The 21,494-nt window shown below is 40.2% G+C and carries 19 protein-coding genes and 1 pseudogene; 3 read left to right on the top strand and 17 right to left on the bottom strand.

Going from position 1 to position 21,494, the window contains the following annotated elements; genetic code table 11:
- Window positions 1-166 precede the first annotated feature (166 nt).
- Window positions 167-301 (bottom strand): annotated as a pseudogene (locus tag D7V20_RS19840) (hypothetical protein); the annotation flags it as partial.
- A 158-nt stretch (window positions 302-459) separates the two neighbouring features.
- Between D7V20_RS19840 and D7V20_RS08745 the strand changes: the two are divergent.
- Entirely contained in the window at window positions 460-882 is a 423-nt protein-coding gene (locus D7V20_RS08745; protein WP_120383919.1) for a hypothetical protein, read from the top strand.
- A 97-nt stretch (window positions 883-979) separates the two neighbouring features.
- Here D7V20_RS08745 and D7V20_RS08740 read toward each other — a convergent pair whose 3' ends face one another.
- Complete coding sequence (locus D7V20_RS08740; protein WP_120383918.1) at window positions 980-1,741, bottom strand: ferredoxin--NADP reductase; 762 nt, start codon at window positions 1,739-1,741, stop codon at window positions 980-982.
- An 83-nt stretch (window positions 1,742-1,824) separates the two neighbouring features.
- Here D7V20_RS08740 and gigC point away from each other — a divergent pair, with 83 nt between their 5' ends.
- Window positions 1,825-2,703 (top strand): LysR family transcriptional regulator GigC, encoded by an 879-nt coding sequence (gene gigC, locus D7V20_RS08735; protein WP_120383917.1) that lies wholly within the window; start codon window positions 1,825-1,827, stop codon window positions 2,701-2,703.
- A gap of 93 nt (window positions 2,704-2,796) precedes the next feature.
- Here the strand turns inward: gigC and D7V20_RS08730 are convergent, their stop codons facing one another.
- The 15 genes from D7V20_RS08730 to ndhC form a co-directional block, all read right to left on the bottom strand.
- A complete protein-coding gene (locus D7V20_RS08730) occupies window positions 2,797-4,488 on the bottom strand; it encodes a hypothetical protein (protein WP_120383916.1) in 1,692 nt (563 codons plus the stop codon).
- A gap of 64 nt (window positions 4,489-4,552) precedes the next feature.
- The gene (gene upp, locus D7V20_RS08725) at window positions 4,553-5,188 is read right to left on the bottom strand and encodes a uracil phosphoribosyltransferase (protein ID WP_120383915.1); all 636 of its coding nucleotides are present in this window, start codon (window positions 5,186-5,188) and stop codon (window positions 4,553-4,555) included.
- A gap of 121 nt (window positions 5,189-5,309) precedes the next feature.
- Complete coding sequence (gene nuoN / locus D7V20_RS08720) at window positions 5,310-6,806, bottom strand: NADH-quinone oxidoreductase subunit NuoN (RefSeq protein ID WP_120383914.1); 1,497 nt, start codon at window positions 6,804-6,806, stop codon at window positions 5,310-5,312.
- A 2-nt stretch (window positions 6,807-6,808) separates the two neighbouring features.
- Window positions 6,809-8,413, bottom strand: a complete 1,605-nt coding sequence (gene nuoM / locus D7V20_RS08715; RefSeq protein ID WP_171407792.1) for an NADH-quinone oxidoreductase subunit M — start codon at window positions 8,411-8,413, stop codon at window positions 6,809-6,811.
- Window positions 8,414-8,420: 7 nt separating this feature from the next.
- Window positions 8,421-10,313, bottom strand: a complete 1,893-nt coding sequence (gene nuoL, locus D7V20_RS08710) for an NADH-quinone oxidoreductase subunit L (protein ID WP_120383912.1) — start codon at window positions 10,311-10,313, stop codon at window positions 8,421-8,423.
- Window positions 10,310-10,618 (bottom strand): NADH-quinone oxidoreductase subunit NuoK, encoded by a 309-nt coding sequence (nuoK, locus tag D7V20_RS08705; protein ID WP_004827952.1) that lies wholly within the window; start codon window positions 10,616-10,618, stop codon window positions 10,310-10,312. Before nuoK ends, nuoL begins: the two co-directional genes overlap by 4 nt.
- The gene (nuoJ, locus tag D7V20_RS08700; protein ID WP_171407791.1) at window positions 10,618-11,136 is read right to left on the bottom strand and encodes an NADH-quinone oxidoreductase subunit J; all 519 of its coding nucleotides are present in this window, start codon (window positions 11,134-11,136) and stop codon (window positions 10,618-10,620) included. Before nuoJ ends, nuoK begins: the two co-directional genes overlap by 1 nt.
- Window positions 11,136-11,678, bottom strand: coding sequence for an NADH-quinone oxidoreductase subunit NuoI (gene nuoI, locus D7V20_RS08695; protein WP_120383910.1), 543 nt, complete (start codon window positions 11,676-11,678; stop codon window positions 11,136-11,138). The genes nuoJ and nuoI overlap by 1 nt, the downstream gene beginning before the upstream one ends.
- 18 nt (window positions 11,679-11,696) lie before the next feature.
- Window positions 11,697-12,710, bottom strand: coding sequence for an NADH-quinone oxidoreductase subunit NuoH (gene nuoH, locus D7V20_RS08690; RefSeq protein WP_120383909.1), 1,014 nt, complete (start codon window positions 12,708-12,710; stop codon window positions 11,697-11,699).
- Window positions 12,711-12,712: 2 nt separating this feature from the next.
- On the bottom strand, window positions 12,713-15,397 hold the full coding sequence (gene nuoG / locus D7V20_RS08685) for an NADH-quinone oxidoreductase subunit NuoG (RefSeq protein ID WP_120383908.1): 2,685 nt from the start codon (window positions 15,395-15,397) through the stop codon (window positions 12,713-12,715).
- Window positions 15,398-15,408: 11 nt separating this feature from the next.
- Entirely contained in the window at window positions 15,409-16,740 is a 1,332-nt protein-coding gene (gene nuoF / locus D7V20_RS08680; protein ID WP_120383907.1) for an NADH-quinone oxidoreductase subunit NuoF, read from the bottom strand.
- Window positions 16,737-17,246 (bottom strand): NADH-quinone oxidoreductase subunit NuoE, encoded by a 510-nt coding sequence (gene nuoE, locus D7V20_RS08675; RefSeq protein ID WP_010115112.1) that lies wholly within the window; start codon window positions 17,244-17,246, stop codon window positions 16,737-16,739. The genes nuoF and nuoE overlap by 4 nt, the downstream gene beginning before the upstream one ends.
- Window positions 17,247-17,259: 13 nt before the next feature.
- Window positions 17,260-19,047 carry an NADH-quinone oxidoreductase subunit C/D gene (gene nuoC / locus D7V20_RS08670; protein ID WP_120383906.1) on the bottom strand — a complete coding sequence of 596 codons (1,788 nt, stop codon included), beginning with the start codon at window positions 19,045-19,047 and terminating at the stop codon, window positions 17,260-17,262.
- Between the two features lie 86 nt (window positions 19,048-19,133).
- Complete coding sequence (locus D7V20_RS08665) at window positions 19,134-19,811, bottom strand: NuoB/complex I 20 kDa subunit family protein (RefSeq protein ID WP_010115110.1); 678 nt, start codon at window positions 19,809-19,811, stop codon at window positions 19,134-19,136.
- Window positions 19,812-19,818: 7 nt separating this feature from the next.
- Window positions 19,819-20,367: an NADH-quinone oxidoreductase subunit A gene (gene ndhC / locus D7V20_RS08660; RefSeq protein WP_120383905.1), complete on the bottom strand. Its 549-nt coding sequence runs from the start codon at window positions 20,365-20,367 to the stop codon at window positions 19,819-19,821.
- Between the two features lie 743 nt (window positions 20,368-21,110).
- Between ndhC and D7V20_RS08655 the strand changes: the two genes are divergently transcribed.
- Complete coding sequence (locus D7V20_RS08655; protein ID WP_120383904.1) at window positions 21,111-21,461, top strand: hypothetical protein; 351 nt, start codon at window positions 21,111-21,113, stop codon at window positions 21,459-21,461.
- The last annotated feature ends 33 nt before the right edge of the window (window positions 21,462-21,494 follow it).

The following is a 21,494-nucleotide window of genomic DNA, read 5'->3' as shown; positions in this document are numbered from 1 at the left end:
TTATTTTTTAAGAATAAAAACAAATACTAAACTACTTAATTTTAAATAAGTGAATAATCAAAAATCTAAAAAGCAAAAAACTCTAGCAATATGAATATGGCTAGAGTTGTATAGATTAATCGTTCTTCATTATCTTGGGACTCATGTTTTTAATTCATCAGACCCAGTTCGCTATCATGTAAAGCATCATCGCAACAAGAAATACCCCTACAAGAATCAACATATAAACGGGTAAACGTTTTTTATGAGTAATCTCTTCTGCACTGGTTACATGAGATGGTTTGCTGAAATCGTGTCGCATAATTTCTACCTCCATCTATATGATGTATTTTTATATTAGCAAGTTAATCTGTGCAGTTGTGTAAAATATTTTAAACGAAAGTAAATTTGAGCATGCGCGGTTCTCAACCGATAAATAAGCTATAATATGTACCCTATTTTTTGGCTATTGAAGTAGATATGGCTTATCAACGACAAAGTGTCGCACTGGATTTAGACACTGATGTCACACATCAATGCTACTTGCATACCTCTCGTGATGAACATTTGATTGGAATTATTGAATTTAGCAAGCCAAGTTATGTGGTTAAATGGGGTGACTTAGAATACTTTCGTCGGCGAACCGATGAATTTTCTGTGATGCCTCTGCCAGACTGTATCAATGCGATGATTATTGATATTCGCAATGTAGCAGCCTTTTTGGATAATGAAGTTCCTATCATTCCTTGGCGTTTAATCGAAGAAGATTGCCCTATTCGGTTAGTTGTTCCCCAAGAACGTTTAGAACATTATGCAGGATTCTTCGAACCGACATGGTTGAGCAGTGATATCGATACAGCGATTCAAGAACTACGTGGCTTCATGGACATGTTTGTGCATTGATGATCAATGCACAATTACAAATCAATAGATCAATTCTGTTGTTTTGCAAGCCACTTTATCGTGAATGAAAAAAATTAATCATTGAGCCCAACACAATTTACCAATAATTTTCTACAGCAATATTCCCTTCACCACGGCGGTTCATACTTAATCCACGTGCTTTTAAAGCCGCTTTGGTGTCATCCACCATTTGTGGATTTCCACAGAGCATGACATGGGTCGTTTCAGGGTTAAAATTTAAATCAGCCACTTTTTCCAATTCACCATTTTCAATCAAAATAGGCAAACGATCATGTAGGATTGCATCGGGGTCACGCGTGATAATTGGAATAAATTTAAAACCTGTATGCCCTTCACCAAATGTTTCAGCAATTTCCTGAATACGGTCTACATAAGCCAACTCTGATGCTGTTCTTACGCTATAGACTAAATTGATTTGTTGGTATTTAGCCCATGTTTCAAAATCTTGTAGCATGGAAATAAACGGCGCTAAGCCTGTCCCAGTTGCCAATAACCATAAATCTTTTGGTAAAGGTAACTGATAACGTGCTAAAGTTAAGAAGCCATAAGGAATTTTTTCTAAATACAATTCATCTCCCACTTGGAGATGCTGTAAATTTGAAGTAAATGCACCATCGGGGACAACGATTGAAAAGAATTCTAAGGTTTCGTCAAATGGGGATGAAACGACAGAATAGGCTCGGACGATCAAATCATCATTGACTTTCAAACCGATTCGCGCAAATTGTCCTGCTGTAAACTTGAAATGTGCAGGTCGGGTCATGGTAAAACTGAAAAGTGTATTGGTCCAGCGACGAACAGACAAAACTTTTTCTACGCTAAATTTTTCAATTGACATGATTTCTACGTGGCATGAAAGATAGTGCTCATGGTAGCATGACTATATAATTTATGAATATTTAAAATGTTAAGGCTCTAAACATGCGAATGACTTTACGCCAATTGGCTGTTTTCGTAGCTGTTGCTCAGGAAGGTACTGTTACCAAAGCGAGTGATGCAGTTCGGTTGACTCAAAGTGCTGCAAGTATGGCTTTGGCAGACTTGGAAGATGGATTAGGTGCTCCTTTATTTGATCGTCTTGGGAAACGTTTACAGTTAAATGATTTAGGGCGTTTTTTACTCCCTCAGGCACTTGAAATCTTGGGGCGCTGTGAAGCTTTTGAACAAGCAGCAAAAGGTGAATTACAAAGTATCGACTTAAGAATTGGTGCAACCCTCACCATTAGCGATTATTTAATGCCTGATTTAATGGCGGATTTTCTACAAGTTCAACCACAAGCACATTTACAATTGCAAGTGGGGAATACTCGTCAAATGATCGAAGCGGTTAATCAATTCCAATTAGACTTAGCATTGATAGAAGGTTCTTGTTATTTGCCTCAACTCCAATGCATTCATTGGCGTGATGACGAGCTTGCCGTATGCTGTTCACCAAATCATTCATTGGCGAATCTTAATCGCCCATTAAGACCTGAAGATTTTTATCAAACTGAGTGGATTTTACGTGAAGAAGGTTCAGGAACACGTGAAGTTTTTGATAATGCTATTTTAAAAGATCTTCCAAATGCCAATATTAGATTAACACTCGGACATAACGAAGCGATTTTAAAAATTGTTGCGGGTGGTTTAGGCATGTCATGTATTTCAAAACTTGCCATTCAACCCTTGATTGATAAAGGTCAATTGGTCATTCTCGACACACCTTTTTGGCAGCTTACTCGTCCTTTATTCATGTTAGTTCACCGCCAAAAATATCAAGGACCTGGCTTAAAAGCCTTTATGAAATTTTGTGAAGAATAAAATAAAGCTCCGATTGGAGCTTTATTTTTTAGTCGAATCTGAAAATAAATCTCTTGTTATTTCAGATCAGATAAGTCATTTAAAAAAATGAATTTATCGTGAAGTGGCTTCTTTCTTCTGACGTTTAATTTCTTCTTTCTGAGCTTGTTCATACTGTTGCAGTTTTAATAAACTGTCATTTTTATATTCTGTATATTGATCACGCGCATAGAAACCTAAATTAATAACACCCAATAACACCACACCAGTAACCAATATCCACGGATTAAAATTAAATTGCTTTTTAACATCTGACTTTGTCTGAGTTTGCTTGCGTTTTGAATATAAAAATTTAACCTTCATTTTTTGTATAAACTTTTGCGAAGCAGTTAAGTTCATATTTTTTTCAAGCAATTGCCGTTCAAGTAACTGTTTTTGTCGCTCTATAGCATTTGCATTTGGTTCTGCTTTGGCTTTAACTGGAGGAAAAGCATCTGCAACTGGCGTAGTATCAACAGCTTGAACGACTATTGGAATATGCTCTGTTGGCTTTTCAATGTTCAAAGCACTTTGCAGTGGTTCAGCTAATTCTACTTTCTGAACAGGTTCAACAATCTGTTCAACCTGAATCTGTTGAATAGCTTCAGTCGTTTCTACTTGTTGGATGATTTCAACTGGTTCGATAATCTTTTCAGCTACAACTGGTTGTTGAGTATCAACAATTACAATTTCATCGACAACAGGTTGTACTTGTTCAACCTGAATCTTTTGAATAGCCTCAGTCGTTTCTACTTCCTGAACGGTTTCAACTGGTTCAACAATTTTTTCAGCTACAATCGCTTGCTGAGTATCAATAATTACAACTTCATCGACAACAGATTGTACTTGTTCAATCTGAATCTGCTGAATAGCCTCAATCGTTTCTACTTCCTGAACGGTTTCAACTGGTTCAACAATTTTTTCAGCTACAATCGCTTGCTGAGTATCAACAACCACAACTTCATCAACAACGGGTTGTACTTGTTCAACCTGAATCTGTTGAATAGCCTCAGTCGTCTCTACTTCCTGAATGATTTCAACTGGTTCAACAATTTTTTCAGCTACAATTGATTGTTGAGTATCAACAACCACAACTTCATCAACAACGGGTTGTACTTGTTCAACCTGAATCTGTTGAATAGCTTCAGTTGTTTCTACTTGTTGAACGATTTCAACTGGTTCAACAATCTGTTTATCTACAATCGGTTGTGATTCTTTAATCTGAATTGGCTTAATCGCCTCAACAAATGCTTCAGTATAAGAGCTGCTTTTGATAATCTGCGGTTGAATTGCAACGTGTTGGAATTGAACCGTTTTAGTCGACTGCGTAGCAAATATATTCTTAATGCTATTAAGCTGAGTCTCATCTTTCGCAGGTGCAACGTTGACCTGATCAATTGGAGTATTTTCAGAAGAATGTTCATTTTCATGCGCAATATGGTCTGCTGAAATTCTTCTTTTCTTCAGAATTTTCCTTGAATTACGAACATTCTCAAAGGAATTTTCATCATAGGCATACTGCGAAGCCAACGGTTTCTTTTTATCAGCGACATAATTTTTATGATCTAAACGAACAATAAATTTAGCTAGAAACTCACCATGTTCTTCGACAACAATACATTTGACCCGTTCACCAATTTGTGGCAAAAGTGCAGTGTTTGAAAAATTTTCTAATTTAAAAGTAATTTGTTGATGATCCGCCACTAATTCTATATGGCCTAAACCTAAACGATCATCAAAAAAAGTAACAATGCCTTTACGAAACATTTTTGTTCTCTTTTAAAAGCGTAAAAAAAGGAGATTAAATAATCTCCTTAGATCATACTAAATTTTAATCTTTTTGCACACTACCAAAAATTTTATCTCCTGCATCACCAAGACCAGGGACAATATAACCATGTTCGTTTAAACCTTGATCTACAGATGCAGTAAAAATCGTCACATCAGGATGTGCTTCTTCTACACGCTTGATCCCCTCTGGCGCCGCAACCAAAACCATAACACGAATATCTTTACAACCACTTGCTTTAAGCACATCAATCGCAGCAACTAAAGAAGAGCCTGTTGCAAGCATCGGATCAATAATCATTGCAATACGGTTTTGGACATCAGGAACCAATTTTTTATAATAAGTACGTGCTTCAAGTGTTTCTTCATCACGCTCTAAACCTAAAACTGAAACTTTAGCACTTGGAATCAGATTTAAAAAACCTTCTAACATTCCAATCCCTGCACGCAAAATCGGCACGACAGTAATTTTTTTGCCTGCAATACGATCTACAGTGACATTCCCCGCCCATCCACTAATTTCATGGTCACATACTGGTAAATCTTTTGTTGCTTCATAAGTCAACAGCATGGTTACTTCTTGGGCAAGCTCACGGAAATTCTTAGTACTAATATCAGCACGACGTAATAAACCTAATTTATGACGAATGAGCGGATGGCGAATTTCTTGAATAGACACGGGAGAACACCTAAAAAGATAAAAGTAAATTTCTACTATTATAAATGTTTTTTATATTAGAGATAAGAAAAGCCCTCAACGAATGAGGGCTTTTTTTGTTAATAATGATGGTTTTTGTACATTATTGCTGTTGAGACATCAAAAAATGTATCGGTGATAAAATTTCTGATTTCAATGCAAAATTAATAATTGGATCTGGATAAATACCAATCAACAATACCAATGCAGCTGCACCAAGTACCATGATTCCACCCACTTTTTGTCCCCAATGATCAACTGCGTCAATACGTGGATTTTCAGGTGGTGTCATATACATCACAACCATAACACGTAAGTAGTAATACAAACCGATACCACTACCCACAACAACCATTGCGGCTAAGAACCAATGTTGTGTCGTTACAGCAGCCATAACCACCATGAACTTACCAATGAAACCAGCAGTTAATGGAATACCCGCCAATGACAACATCATAACCGTTAATGTCGCGGTTAATACTGGACGGCGCCAGAACAGGCCACGGTAATCCGCAAGAGACTCTGCTTCATCAACATTGTTATAAGGACTAGACATCAACGCAACAGCACCAAATGCACCAATCGTGGTTAATGTATAGGTCACCACATAAACACTGACGCTACCTAAGCTTGCATAAGTCATACTCACCAATGCAATCAGTAAATAACCGAAGTGTGCGATTGATGAATAACCCAAAATACGCTTCAAGTTTACTTGACGTACTGCAAGGAAGTTACCCACTAAAATAGAGAGTACGGCTATAACTGTAATAATCGTTACAACTGATGGAACAAGAATCGCACCAGAAGTAAGAATAAAACGAACCATTAGACCAATCGTTGCGACCTTTGCAACCGTCGCAAGAAAAGTTGCAATTGGCGCTGGCGCACCTTGGTAAACATCTGGTGTCCATTTATGGAACGGTGCAAGTGAAAGTTTAAAGGCAATTGCAAAAGTAATTAAACCTAAACCTAACACAACCATTGGCTGCTTAATCGCTTCAAATAATGCTTGGAAAGATTCATAGAATGCCAATGAACCCGTATAAGCATATAAATAAGCCATCCCCATAAGCAACATTGCAGAAGCAGTTGCAGAGAGAACTAAATATTTAACGCCCGCTTCTAAAGACTTTGTACGCTGATGTGTATAAGCCAATAAACCATAAACAGGAATAGACATTAACTCTAAGCTAATAAAGAAAGATGCATAATGTGAACTTGCCACCATTAACATTGCCCCTGCAACAGAGATCAACATTAAGATATACAGCTCTTCACGATTATCCTTATACGTTTCAATATAAGCATGAGATAAAGTACAGCAAGCCAATGCAGCAATAATAATGATTAACTGATAAAGCAATGTAAATGGATCAACCATAAACATATTCATCACATTCGATGGTGCATACGCACCGCCGAACATCATAAATAAAACATCAATTGCTGCAAGGTTTAAACCGACAACCGAAGCTGTCGCAATCAAATTATGATTACGTTTAATTGCAGTTAAGATCATCACAACGATCGCAGTTAACGCTACGATCATTACAGGCGCTAAAGGCATGAGATCCGAAAATGACATTGTGAAGTTCATGACTATTGGATCTCCACATTTTGTTGTGAAACTACTTGTTGAGTAACATCGACAACTTCTTGAACTGGAATGTAGCTATTTGCCAACCATGCCATACTTGAATTTGAAATATCCAAGAATGATTGAGGATAGATACCTAACCAAACTAAGCCGAAAGCACAGATTAATAAAATTACAGTTTCACGTGTATTTAAATCTTTTAAAGGGCTTTGGTAATGCTGTTTCTGCGCTTCATTTGGCGTACCAAACAAGGCTTTATGAATCAAAATAAGACCATACAGACCCGCAAATACCAAACTGATTGCAGCAATAATAGTAAATGTTGGGAATTTCGCAAATGAACCCATAAGGATCAGGAATTCACCAATAAAGTTACCCAAACCTGGAATACCGACTAGCGCACAGACAAAGAACATTAAGAAGAATGGTAAATACTGGAACTGACCACGAATACCACCCATCAAACGTAAATCACGTGTATGTAAACGCTCATACACTTGACCACACATAATGAACAATGCAGCAGATGACAAACCATGCGCCAACATCATGATCATCAAGCCTTGGAATGTCAAAATGTTACCTGCGTATAACGCAAGTAAAACAAAGCCCATATGAGAAATTGATGTATATGCCAATAAGCGTTTCATATCGGTTTGTTGGAAAGCACACCAAGCACCGTAGAAGATACCGATCAAACCTAAAATAATCGCAATATCTGCAAATTGCGCAGAAGCTGCTGGGAAAAACGGCATAACAAAACGTAATAAACCGTAAGCAGCCGTTTTAATCAAAATACCTGCCAAGTCTACAGAACCCGCTGTAGGTGCTTGAGCATGCGCATCTGGTAACCAACCATGTAGAGGGAAAACTGGAAGTTTTACCGCAAAACCGATAAAGAAACAGATCATCAATGCATATGCAACATGAGGTGCTTGAGCATCAAGAGTGTTCGCAACGGCAAGTAAGTAGTTGTAATCGAACCCAATCATACCTGTCATCATGTAACCATAGACCACTAAGCCTAGGATACCGATCAGCATGATTAAACCAGCGACTTGAGTATAGATAAAGAACTTGGTTGCAGCATAAACACGTGATTTACCATCTGCACCACTGTGTCCCCAAAGTGCGATTAAGAAATAGATTGGAACAAGCATCATCTCCCAGAAGAAGAAGAACAAGAACAAATCAATCGCAAGGAAAACACCAATGACCCCACCCAAAGACCATAAAAGGTTTAAGTGGAAGAAACCAACGTTCTTTTGAATTTCACCCCATGAACAGCCTACTGCTAGTACACCCAGTAATGCAGTTAAGCCAACCATCAACAGTGAAAGACCATCAACAGCGAGATGAATGTTAATACCGAGTGTTTTAATCCAAGGTAAATAGAATTCTGCAGCCCAAGTTGGTGTTTTTGCACCCAACTCATAGCTAAATCCGCCTTGTTTCCATAATACAATGGTCAGCACCAAAGTCAGGAGCATCCCGACTAAGGCAATATAACGCGGCAAATGTTGATCAAGTTTATCAACTAACCAGCAAACGAAACCTGCAATAAAAGGTACAAGAATCAGTGCGGGTAAGATCCAATTGTTTGTCATTTCCATCTTATTTCCCCACTACCTGAATCACGATCAAGATCATCAACAACACCACTATACCGAGTGACATACTTGATGCATATTCACGTAATGAACCTGTCTGACGGGCACTTGTAAATTTATTACCACCTTTCACAATTGCAGGTAAAACTAGCCATAGTCCGTCAATCGGATCACGACCAAAAATTTTCGCACAGAGTAAATACGGTTGAACAAAAACAAGGTTGTATAACGAATCAAAACCAAATGCATTGCGGCAAATATTAACAAGACCAGCACCCAAAGAAGTTTCGGCAAAGCCTTTCACTGCTTTATATGCAAATGCGAATAAAACAATACCCACAGCTAAACCAGCCAATGCAATACCCACTGCTGTATATTCAGCAGAATGCATACCATGCACTAATTCTTCTGTCGGAATGTTAAATGCTGGAATATTTGCAGCTGTTAATGCTTTTTCTACAGGTGCTTTTATGAAATAAGCCAAACCTGTTGAAAGTACCGCCAAAATACCCAATGGAGCCCAGTAAGTCGCACCTTTGATTTCGTGATACGGTGTGTTTTCTTGACCAAAGAATACAACCCAAATTAAACGGAATGTATAAATCGAGGTTAAGAACGCACCTGCTACACCCACCCAATATAACCAACCATACATCGCTATAGATTGACCTTGAACCCAAACGGCACCAAGAATCGCATCTTTAGAAAAGAAGCCGATCGTCACAAATGGAATCGCAGCTAATGCACCGCCACCAATCGCAAAACATGCAAATAGGAATTTATTCTTATAGAACAAGCCACCCATTTTGAAAATATTTTGTTCGTGATGGTAAGCCAAAATCACTGCACCAGAAGACAAGAATAACAATGCCTTAAAGAATGCATGTGAAAGCATATGGAATAAACCTGCTTGGTACGCCTCAGCGCCAACAGCCATAAACATATAACCGAGCTGACTCATTGTAGAGTAAGCAAGAATACGTTTGATATCGGTTTGAACCAATGCAGCAAAACCAGCAACCAATAGTGTGACTGCACCTGTAATCGAAATGAACTGCATCACTTCAGGCGTCATTTCAAACACAGAGAACATACGGCAGCACAAGTAAACACCAGCTGTTACCATTGTTGCAGCATGGATCAATGCAGATACTGGTGTAGGACCAGCCATTGCATCTGCCAACCATGTTTGTAATGGGATTTGCGCAGATTTACCCGCAGCACCCAAGAACAACATCAGTGAAGTCCAAAGTGCAAGATTATGGTCAAGTGCCAAAACTTGAGATGCATTTGCAACAATCGTTCCGATATGCAAAGTACCAAATTGCTGATAAAGCAAGAACAACGCAATCAGTAAGAATACATCACCCACACGTGTTACTGTGAAAGCTTTAATCGCAGCAAAACCATTTGCAGGGTTTTGGTAGTAATAACCAATTAAGAGATAAGAACATAGACCTACGCCTTCCCAACCCAAGAATAACAACGCCAAGTTGTCACCCAATACAAGCACCAACATGCTTGCAACGAACAGGTTGAAATAAGAGAAGAAACGAGCAAAGTCTTCTTCGCCACGCATATACCATGTTGCAAAGATATGAATCAGGAAACCTACACCTGTGATCATACCCATCATCAGTAATGATAAGCCGTCTAGGTGCAAGTTAATCCCTGGAGCAAAACCACCCACGTTGAACCAAGTCCAAAGATGTTGTGTTTGAGCAACAGACCCATTGTTCACAAAATCCATACCAGCAATTAAAGCAAATAATGCAGAAAGTCCAACTGAACCCGCACCAATGATTGCTGCTACATTTTCAGGAAGTTTATTACGTCCTGCCGCTAAAAGGACAAAACCAATGAGCGGGAATAAAATCGTTAAATATAAATAACTCATCCGCGCATCTCACTAGCAGCATCTACATCCAAGTGATGGAAGCGATGATAGAACTGAAGGACGATCGCAAGACCGATACACGCCTCTGCCGCAGCTAGCGTTAAAATCAAAATAAACATGATTTGCCCATCAGGTTGCGCCCATGCACTCCCTGCTACAACAAATGCAAGCGCAGCCGCATTCATCATAATTTCAAGGCTCATTAACATAAATAATAAGTTGCGACGTACCATCACACCGTAAAAGCCCAGTGCGAAAAGGATAGATGCAACGATCAAACCATGTTCTAAAGGAATGTTGCCCATTATTCTTTATCCCCTTCTGCACTAGGTTCACGTTTGCCTAAGTGGAATGCTGCAACAAGCGCTGCGAGCAATAACATTGCAGCAACTTCAACCAATAATAAGTATTGTGTAAAAAGTGCTTGACCAACTGCTTTTGGACCCACCACTTGAGCACCAATTACTGCACCCGACGCTGTGTAATCCGAGCCTAAACTCCATACTAAACATAAGCCAATTAAAAAGCTCATGAGTGCTGGATAAGCCCATGCATCAGAAGTTAGCCATTTACGTTCTTGATCAACTGTATGTTGACCAAGGTTGAGCATCATGACCACAAACACGAACAAAACCATGATCGCGCCTGCGTAAACAATAATTTCTAATGCTGCTGCAAATGGCGCACCAATCGTCAAGAAAATGCCTGCAACTGCAAGTAATGAAACAATCAAACTCAACAGTGCATGTACTGGATTCGCATTGGTCACAACACGAACCGTAGAAACTATGGCCACGAGAGCCATTAAATAAAATGGCCACATCATGGTAATAAGCTCCGTACGTCAACAGGTGCGCTTTCACGTTGCGCTTGACCTTTTTCTTTACCGTCAACTGCCATACCCGTTACACGATAGAAGTTGTAATCAGGGTATTTACCAGGACCTGAAATAAGTAAGTTTTCTTTCTCATAAACAAGGTCTTGACGAACATATTCACCAAGTTCGAAATCTGGTGTTAACTGAATTGCAGTTGTAGGACATGCTTCTTCACACATACCGCAGAAAATGCAGCGTGAAAAGTTAATACGGAAAAATTCTGGATACCAACGTCCATCTTCTTTTTCCGCTTTTTGCAATGAAATACAACCTACTGGACATGCAACCGCACATAGGTTACACGCAACACAGCGCTCTTCACCATCTGGATCACGAGTTAACACAATACGACCACGGTAACGTGGAGGTACGATTTGTTCGGCTGGTACTTCAGGATATAAAATCGTGTCACGTTTACGTGTAACATGGCTAAATACCATCCACAACGAACGAACAATTGACCCGACTCCAGCTAGAATTTTATACATTTTGTACTCCCTGCTGTCCTAGGCTTGATTCATCAGAATCACAGCACCAGTCACCAAAAGGTTAACCAACGCCAGTGGTAAACATACCTTCCATCCAAAGTTCATCACTTGGTCATAACGTGGACGCATTAACGAACCACGAGCCAAGACAAACATCATTACAAAGAATGCTGTTTTTGCGATGAACCAGAACGCATCTGGGATGAATGGAATATCTAAGTTGAATGGCGCTAACCAACCACCGAAGAATAAGGTCACGATGAGTGCTGAAATTAGGATAACGTTGACATATTCAGCAACGAAGAACATCCCCCATTTCATACCACCGTATTCTACGTGGTAACCTTCAGCCAATTCTTGTTCTGCTTCTGGTTGGTCAAATGGATGACGGTGCGTTACCGCAACACCAGCAACCACGAAAATCATGAAGCCAATAAACTGAGGAATAACAAACCATACATCACGTTGAGCTTCTACAATGTCACGCAAGTTAAATGAACCTGCAATTGCAACCACACCCATCAATGAAATCCCTAAAAAGACTTCATAAGAAATGGTTTGAGCTGCTGAACGTAGACCACCAAGTAGCGCATATTTGTTATTTGATGACCAACCACCAAATAACACGGCATACACTGCGATACCAGCCATTGCCATAAAGAACAATAAGCCGATGCTCATGTCTGCAACACCTAAATAAGGTGAAACAGGAATAACCATGAACGAAAGTACCGCAGTTGCCATTGCAACTGCTGGCGCTAGACGGAATGTAAGTTTATCAACAAATTTTGGTGTCCAGTCTTCCTTGAACATGATTTTAAGCATGTCAGCAACGATCTGGAACATACCACCAGGACCAACACGGTTTGGACCATAACGGTCTTGCCATAAGCCAAGCAAACGACGTTCAATAAACGACATCAAAGCAGCAAGCAAAACCACGACCAACAAGATCACGATGGCTTGAATCACTGCATAAGCGATTGGCCAGTCCTGAGCCCATGTTGGTAGGGCGCGTAAAGTTTCATTCATGATTACACTCCTACCGCCACAGATACAGGTTCAGCAAGAGATACCGTAGGTGCTTGACCTACTGGATAACCAATATAACCTGAAGGTAAATATTCAATTACTTGTACAGGAAGACGAATTACTGTCTCACCAGCATTGATTGTAAGTTGTTGTCCATCTTGCACATTTAAGCGCTTCGCATCTTGTTCACCTACTGCAAAAACAGGTGCAGGAATACGTGACTCCATAGCAGGAGTTTTCACTGTGAACTCGCCTGAAGCGAAGATATGGTGCATTGGCACTAAACGGAAACTGTCTGGATTTGCAACAATTGCTGTAGGCGCAACATAACTACGTACAGGTCGTTTTGCTAAGCGATCGAATAAACGAACACCTGCATCGCCACCTTTCAAATGCCCACCCACTTCATCTTGGTATTTGTTCCAAGATTGCGGAGAGTTCCAACCCGGTGCCCATGCAAATGGAACCAATGAAGATGCATTTTGAGGCCCCACATAACCTTCCATTGAGAATGTTAATGCTGAGTCTTTATCGACAGGTTGTTTTGGCTCATGTACGTTTAATAATGCACGTATTGCTGTACGACCAGAGTAACGACGTGGTTCACGCGCAACTTTTAAGCCATGTACACGATAGCCAGCGTTAGGCGCAACATCTTGAATTGCTTCAAGCGCAGGAACATTCTTAACCACTGACTCGATAACATCATCAAGTAGCGTCCAAGAAATTGCTTTACCTTTCACACCAGTCTCAATGGCATGTAACCAGCGCCAAGATTCTTTAATCGCAAGTTCAGGTTTGTAGTAACTTGGATCATAAACTTGATAGAAACGCTGAGCACGGCCTTCTTGGCTGACCACTGTTCCATCACCTTCAACGAAACTTGCAGCAGACAATACGATGTCAGCAGCTTTTACAGTATCCGTTTCAGAATGATCTAGCACGATAACGCTTTGTGCTTTATCAAATGCAGCTTGTACTTGTGCTGCTGGTAAATGACGGAATAAGTCATTTTCCACAATCACGATTGAATCGTAATCTTGTGCAAAAGCTTGCTCCAAGCTCAAACCACCAAACAACGCCAAGCCCATTGAGTTCACTTCTGGAACTGTCAATGTTAAGCCTGCATTGCCACCCAAATTCTGTGCCACTTGTGTCGCTGCTTCCATAATCGCAGCATCTTGCAAGCTTGTACCAGAAATGATTAATGGTTTTTTCGCAGCTTTTAAGGTATCCGCAATGGTTTGTGCAAATGCTTTCGCATCATCATCCAAACCAAGAATCGTTTCACCTTTCACCGCCGCAGCAACAGCAAAACCTAATCGTGCAATATCATTTGGAGAAGCAACCACTTCACCTGTCGCTACATCAGCAAGGCGTGTTTGTGTTGCAGCCAAGATATAAATTGGAGATTTCGCATTTTGACCAATACGTTGAACAGGTTCAGCCAACCAATCTTGTGTGCGACGCTCTTCAGCCATTTGCTTCGCTTTGTTTTTCGCAGCTTGGCGCACAGACAATGCCATACGAGGCGCAGTTTGTGTTAAATCTTCACCGAGAATTAACACAGCATCATAACTTTCAATTTCACGCATGCCAGGGTTGTAAATACCTTCGGTTTGCATGATAGACGCTGCTAATTCAACGAGGCTTTGCTCTTTTTGAGACATACCTGTTGAATAATGCGCTTGCCCAACTAACTCACGCAGTGCGTAGTTTGATTCAAGCGATGCACGTGGCGAACCAATACCCAAAACTTTTTTGCCTTGAATATTTTCAATCACAGTATCTAAAGCAGTATCTACAGAAACTGTAGTGACTTCAGTACCATTACGGAATTGTGGTTGACGTGGACGATCTTCACGATTCACATAACCTGCACCGAAACGACCTTTATCACAAAGGAAGTATTGGTTAACGTCACCATTGAAACGGTTTTCTATACGACGTAATTCGCCATAACGTTCACCCGGTGAAATGTTACAACCTGAAGAACAGCCTTGACATACGCTCGGCGCATACTGCATGTCCCATTTACGGTTATAACGTGCAGAATGTGTTTTATCGGTAAATACACCAGTAGGACAAACTTCAGTTAAATTACCTGAGAATTCTGACTCTAAAGTACCTGACTCTGGACGACCAAAGTAAACACGTGAAGCACTTGCATATACACCAAAGTCTGTACCGCCAGCGTAATCATTGTAATAACGAACACAACGATAGCATGCGATACAACGGTTCATTTCATGTGCAATAAATGAACCTAATTCTTGGTTATGATGCGTACGCTTAGTAAAACGATAGCGACGACGATCATGACCCGTCATAACGGTCATATCTTGCAAATGACAATGACCACCTTCCTCACAAACTGGACAGTCATGTGGGTGGTTTGTCATTAAAAATTCCACGATAGATTCACGGAAATCTTTTGCTTCTTTATCTTCAATCGAAATATAGGTGTTGTCAGATGCTGGCGTCATACATGACATTACTAAACGACCACGCGTATCCTCTGGATTCGCATATTGAGTAACAGCACATTGACGGCAAGAACCGACAGAACCTAAGGATGGATGCCAACAAAAATATGGGATGTCGATGCCAAGACTCAAACATGCTTGTAGCAAGTTTTCCGAGCCGTTGACTTCGTACGATTTTCCATCGACATGAATTGTAGCCATAGTCGAGTTCCTTAAACTTGTTCTACGTTGCTTGCTTGAGCAGCAGGACGATCTGTCACTTTTGCTTCAAACTCGCTACGGAAATATTTGAGTGCGCCCATAAGTGGTTCCATCGCACCAGGTGCGTGAGCACAGAAAGTCTTACCAATCCACAATTTACGTGTGAGTTCCTGAAGATGTTGAATGTCTTCCATCTTCCCTTCACCATTTTCAATTGCTTTAAGCGCTTTAACTGCCCAAGGTAAACCATCACGGCAAGGCGTACAGAAACCGCATGACTCACGTGCAAAGAACTCTTCTAAGTTACGTGTCGCTGCAACCATACATTGCGTTTCATCTACGACCATCAGCAAACACGTACCTAAACGTGAACCTGCTTTCATGATGCTTTCAGCATCCATTGGAAGGTCGATATGTTCAGCTGCCAAAAAGTCAGTCGATGCACCACCCGGTAACCATGCTTTCAGTTTTAAACCGTCACGCATGCCACCCGCATAGTCTTCAATCACTTCACGTGCAGTGGTACCAAACGGAAGTTCCCATAAACCTGGGAATCTCACCTTACCTGATGCGCCATAAATTTTTGTACCAGGATCTTTCGACTTACCTGCTGAAAGATTGATATACCATTCAGGACCACGCAACATAATTGCAGGTAAGTTGTTGTAGGTCTCTACGTTGTTAACAATCGTAGGACGACCCCAAGCACCTGCAACTTGCGGGAAAGGTGGTTTTGTACGTGGATTCGCACGACGGCCTTCTAGCGAGTTAATCAATGCAGTTTCTTCACCACAAATATAACGACCAGCACCTGTATGCACGTGTAAATCAAAGCTCCAACCTGTTCCGAGGATATTGTCACCCAAGTAACCTTTGGCACGAACTTGCTCTAAAGCTTCATTTAAATATTGAGCAGCTTCGATGTATTCACCACGAATGAAGATATAACCTTGTGTTGTTTCAAGGGTATAAGCAGCAATCAACATCCCTTCGATCAATTGGTGAGGAAGTTTTTCCATCAACAAACGGTCTTTGAATGTTCCTGGTTCCATCTCATCGGCATTACAGATCAAATAACGAGGACCACCATCATTTGGTGCCATCAATGACCATTTGATCCCTGCTGGGAAACCTGCACCACCACGACCTTTTACAGTCGCAGCTTTAATCACTTCAAGCACATCTTTCGGTGGCATAGTGATGGCTTTTTTAAAGCCTGCATAACCTTCAAGTGCTTCATAATCATCTGCATTGCGTACAGATTCTTGCTTGCTCAAACGCCATGTTAAAGGATGGGTTTCAGGGTTACCTTCGCCATAAATTGGTTTTGGTTCGGTATTCATACATACTTCTCCAATAACTGTTGAATTGATGTCACTTCAACCAAGCCGTGAGTATCTTCATCAATCATCAAAGTAGGACCTTTGTCACAGTTACCTAAACAACAGATTGGCAATAAAGTGAAACGACCATCTGCGGTTGTTTGACCAAATTGAATACCCAATTCACGTTGAAAAGCTTCTGCCAAAGTTTCCGCACCCATCAAGAAGCAAGCAATTGAGTCACACAATAAAATTACGTGACGACCAACAGGTTGGCGATAAATACGGTTATAGAAGGTTGCAACACCTTCAAGATCAGCAACACTGATTGTCAGTAATTGTGCAATCGCATGTAGCTGTGCATCATCCACCCAGCCATTGCGGCGTTGTACGCACTTTAGCGCATCCAAAGATGCTGCACGTGGGTATGGATAATGACCAATGTGATGTTCAATTTCATGGATTTCATCCGCAGTCAAAATCCCTTCGACATTCACACGTGGCTTTTTATCAGTCAAAATCATCATAATGCGTCTACCCCTAGCGATCCACGTCAGCCATAACGACGTCAATCGTCGCTAAATAAATGATCAAGTCAGATACAAGACTGCCGTTAATCACGGAAGGAATTTGCTGTAGATGGGTGAATGTTGGCGTACGAATACGGGTACGGTAACTCATTGTTGACTTATCTGAAGTCAAGTAATAGTTAGATGCACCTTTCACAACTTCAGCCATGACAGACGCTTCACCTGCTGGCATTACAGGACCCCATGACACGCTCAAGAAGTGCGTAATCAAAGTTTCAATATCTTGTAAAGTCTTGTCTTTTGGTGGTGGAACAGCCAATGGATGATCTGCTTTATACGGACCAGATGGCATATTATCCAAACATTGTTTAATGATTTTCAATGATTGGTTGATTTCATGGAAATGCACCATCACACGTGCATAAGCATCGCCTTCATACTCTAATGGCACTTCGAAATCATAGTTTTCGTAGCCACTGTATGGACGATATTTACGAACGTCAAAATCAATACCTGTCGCACGTAGACCAGTACCAGTCACACCCCAAGCCAATGCAGATTTTGCATCGTACTGTGCAACATTACGAGTACGACCAATGAATACTGAGTTGCGCAATGCAGCGGTGTAGTATTCATTCATACGCTTAGGCATCCATTCGAGAATTTCACGAATGAGTTTTTGCCAGTTGTTTGGTAAATCGTGTGCAGTACCGCCAATACGGAACCAAGCTGGATGCATACGGAAACCTGTGATCGCTTCAATTGCGTCATAGATTTTTTGACGATCCGCAAACATATAGAATACAGGGGTCATACCGCCCGCATCCTGAATTGCAGTACCGATATACAACAAGTGGTTATTGATACGGAATAATTCTGACATCATCACACGGATACATTGCGCACGATCAGGAACAGTAATTCCTGCCATTTGCTCCACACCCATCACATAAGGCATGTTTTGTGCACAACCACCCAAGTAGTCCACACGGTCTGTGTATGGAATGAAAGAGTGCCAAGTCTGACGTTCAGCCATCTTTTCCACACCACGGTGGTGATAACCGATATCAGGTACACAGTCTTTCACTTCTTCACCATCAAGCTGCAAAATTACACGGAAAGCACCATGAGCAGATGGATGGTTAGGCCCCAAGTTAAGAAACATGAAGTCTTCATCGTCATTTCCACGCTTTAAACCCCAGTCTTCTGGAACGAAACGAAGATGTTCTTGTTCAAAATCTTGTTTTGCTTTGTCTTGCATATACGGCGTATATTCGGTCGCACGTGCAGAATATTCTTTACGCAGTGGATGACCTTCCCAATACGTCGGCAACAAAATACGACGAAGCATTGGATGCCCCTCGAAATTGATCCCAAACATATCGTAAGCTTCACGCTCGTACCAGTTGGCATTTGGCCAAATATTGGTCGCTGTTGGAATGTTAATATCATTCTCATTCAATGCGACTTTGATACGAATATCACTATTGCGCTCTAAAGAAAGCAAGTGATAGAAAACCGTAAAGTCAGATGCAGGTAAATCTTCACGATGAGTACGTAAACGCTCATCTACTGCTGACAGGTCAAACAGCATCACATAAGGACGTGGTACTGTACGCAGGTACATTAAAACGTCTTGTACACGTGCGCGCTCAACCCAGACCGTTGGAAAATCTTCAAACGTCGGTTGCACGTAAAAGTTCTCACCAAATTTGGCTTTGAGATCTTCTACAATCGCAAATGCTGGGCGTGAATCGACTGGAGTCGATTCTGGCATAGCAATTTCAGTTTCAGCCATTGGCTTGGCTTCCTATTTAATACAAATTCTGTGAAATTTCCTGATGATCATATCCATCAGATATGTCAAATATTCATCAGTAAAAATTACTCAATTTCGTCCATAGAGCGTAAGTTTTTAACAGCAATACGTTCTGCATTCTTACGATCACGTTCAGGCATCATCTTTGGCTTATACACTGGCTTAAGATCATCACCGATCACTGCAGAAAGTGGACGACGCTCTAATTGAATTTGGTCTTGTAACAACATCAATGCTTGGATGAGTGCTTCAGGACGAGGTGGACAACCTGGAACGTACACGTCAACAGGAATAATCTTATCTACACCTTGTACAACTGAATAAATATCGTACATACCACCAGAGTTCGCACATGCACCCATTGAGATCACCCATTTAGGTTCAAGCATTTGTTCATACAAACGTTGAATTACAGGCGCCATTTTTACAAAGCATGTCCCTGCAACGATCATTAAATCGGCTTGACGTGGTGAAGCACGAATAACTTCGGCACCGAAACGTGATAAATCATGCACACCTGTTAAAGTCGTTGCATATTCTACGTAACAGCATGACGTACCAAAGTTGAAAGGCCATAATGAATTTTTACGGCCCCAGTTCACAGCTGTATGTGCCACGTCCTCTAAACGAGTCATGAACACATTTTTATTCACTTCTTCTTCAAGTGGATCTGTCACAATTTGACGATCTTGAAGTGGATATTGCTCAGCTTCTGGATTCGCACGGGTTAAAGTATATTTCATTCCCGAGTTACTCCTTATTCAGTGACATAGTCGGAGATTTAGATTTCACACGACCTGATGATTGAGCTGGAATTGTACCTGTAGGGTCAACAACTAACTCTTCAATAGAGTTGAAGCGGGTAATCTCTGCAAGGTCCATATTCGGCGCACCTACTTTAGGTTTGATACCTGCTGCTTTACGACGATCTGAAGGTGCCCAGTTAAGTGCGCCCGTTGAAAGCTCATAAACCAAACCAACAAGCAAAACTAAAATAAATACAGCCGCAGTTGCAAAACCAACCCAACCCACTTCACGAACAGAATTCGCCCATGCGTATAGGTACAGTGCTTCCAAGTCAAACACGACAAAGAAGATTGCAACCAAATAGAATTTTGCAGATAAGCGGATACGTGCACCACCAGCACTTACCACACCTGATTCAAATTGCTCTTGCTTCGCACGTCCCCAAGATTTACCCCCAAGGAGCAAAGGAACTGTGAGCATAAAAACACATAGAAATGTAACGCCGATCACGAAGGCAATAATTGCCCATTCGTATGGAGTAATGGCACTCATGCGGGGATAACTCCTGGCAGGCCTATTATTAACTAAAGAATGTATGTATTGGCCTAGTAAATACACCAAACACAAAATAAATCTGAACAATTGTACCCGATTGATGTCATCTCTTGCTAGCCAATCACTCTAAGTCTTTCGGATGATTTTTTATGCAAAATACATAATTCAGCATTATTTAAGCCAATACAGCTGCTTTTTATCGTTTTATTAAATATAAACCTCTATTATCATTATATTTTCCGAACTACAAATGTGCTATATGAATTAAAAATGACAAATCAGTAGCTTAGTACCATGCTAGTAGATAAAAATGTGCTTTTTTAGTGCTTTTTTCTACGATGAAATCAATTTTTTGGATCAATTTGTGAATTTTAATTTATAAATATTTTGTTACATTCTATATAATAAAATAAATTTAACCTAGGCGAAATTAAATCAAATTATCAAATTATGATAAAAATTAAAAAAATAATTATTATTTTAACATTATTTAAATATAAAATTATCAAAATTAAATATTGACTTCATACATCAAATCTCTTGTTTAAAACACTAAACAATGTAAGTCCCTACTTTTCACCTACCTCACTCAAAATAAATCGGCCTTTAAGCATTGAAAAATTTCAATTTAACAACATGGATTAATTAAGTTTATACAACATTCAATCATTTTCCTGTGTATGCTAAGAATGAATAACTTATCAATAATTTTAAATCGATAACTTAGGAGCAAAAACAACGTGGAATTCTCAAGTAAACCTAATTATTTTCTGTTTGCCCAATTGATCATTCGTCATCTTGAAAACTATGTCAAAAAGCACCCTGATGCGCAAAATGCTATTTTTGATCTCAGGGATATTTACGAACTGTTTCGTCAAGATTTAGCAGCAACAACGACAAATTTAGAAGGTATTTTGAATATTGCAGATGAATATCGTATTGATACCATTCAAGGGGATCAAAAAATTATCAGTGGTTTTAAAATTGATGCTGAACAAAATAGCTTGTTAATTGACTTTAATGCTGATGCATTACAATCATTAAAAGAAGGCAAACCGTTTATTGTGCCTGATGCAACCACCCTAGAATAAACCTTGAATACAAAAAAAGCGCCAACTTAGATT

It is taken from the genome of Acinetobacter rongchengensis (assembly GCF_003611475.1).
GTDB lineage: Bacteria > Pseudomonadota > Gammaproteobacteria > Pseudomonadales > Moraxellaceae > Acinetobacter > Acinetobacter rongchengensis.
Note: the sequence above shows the minus strand (reverse complement) of the source record. Positions and strands in the feature narration are given on the sequence as shown.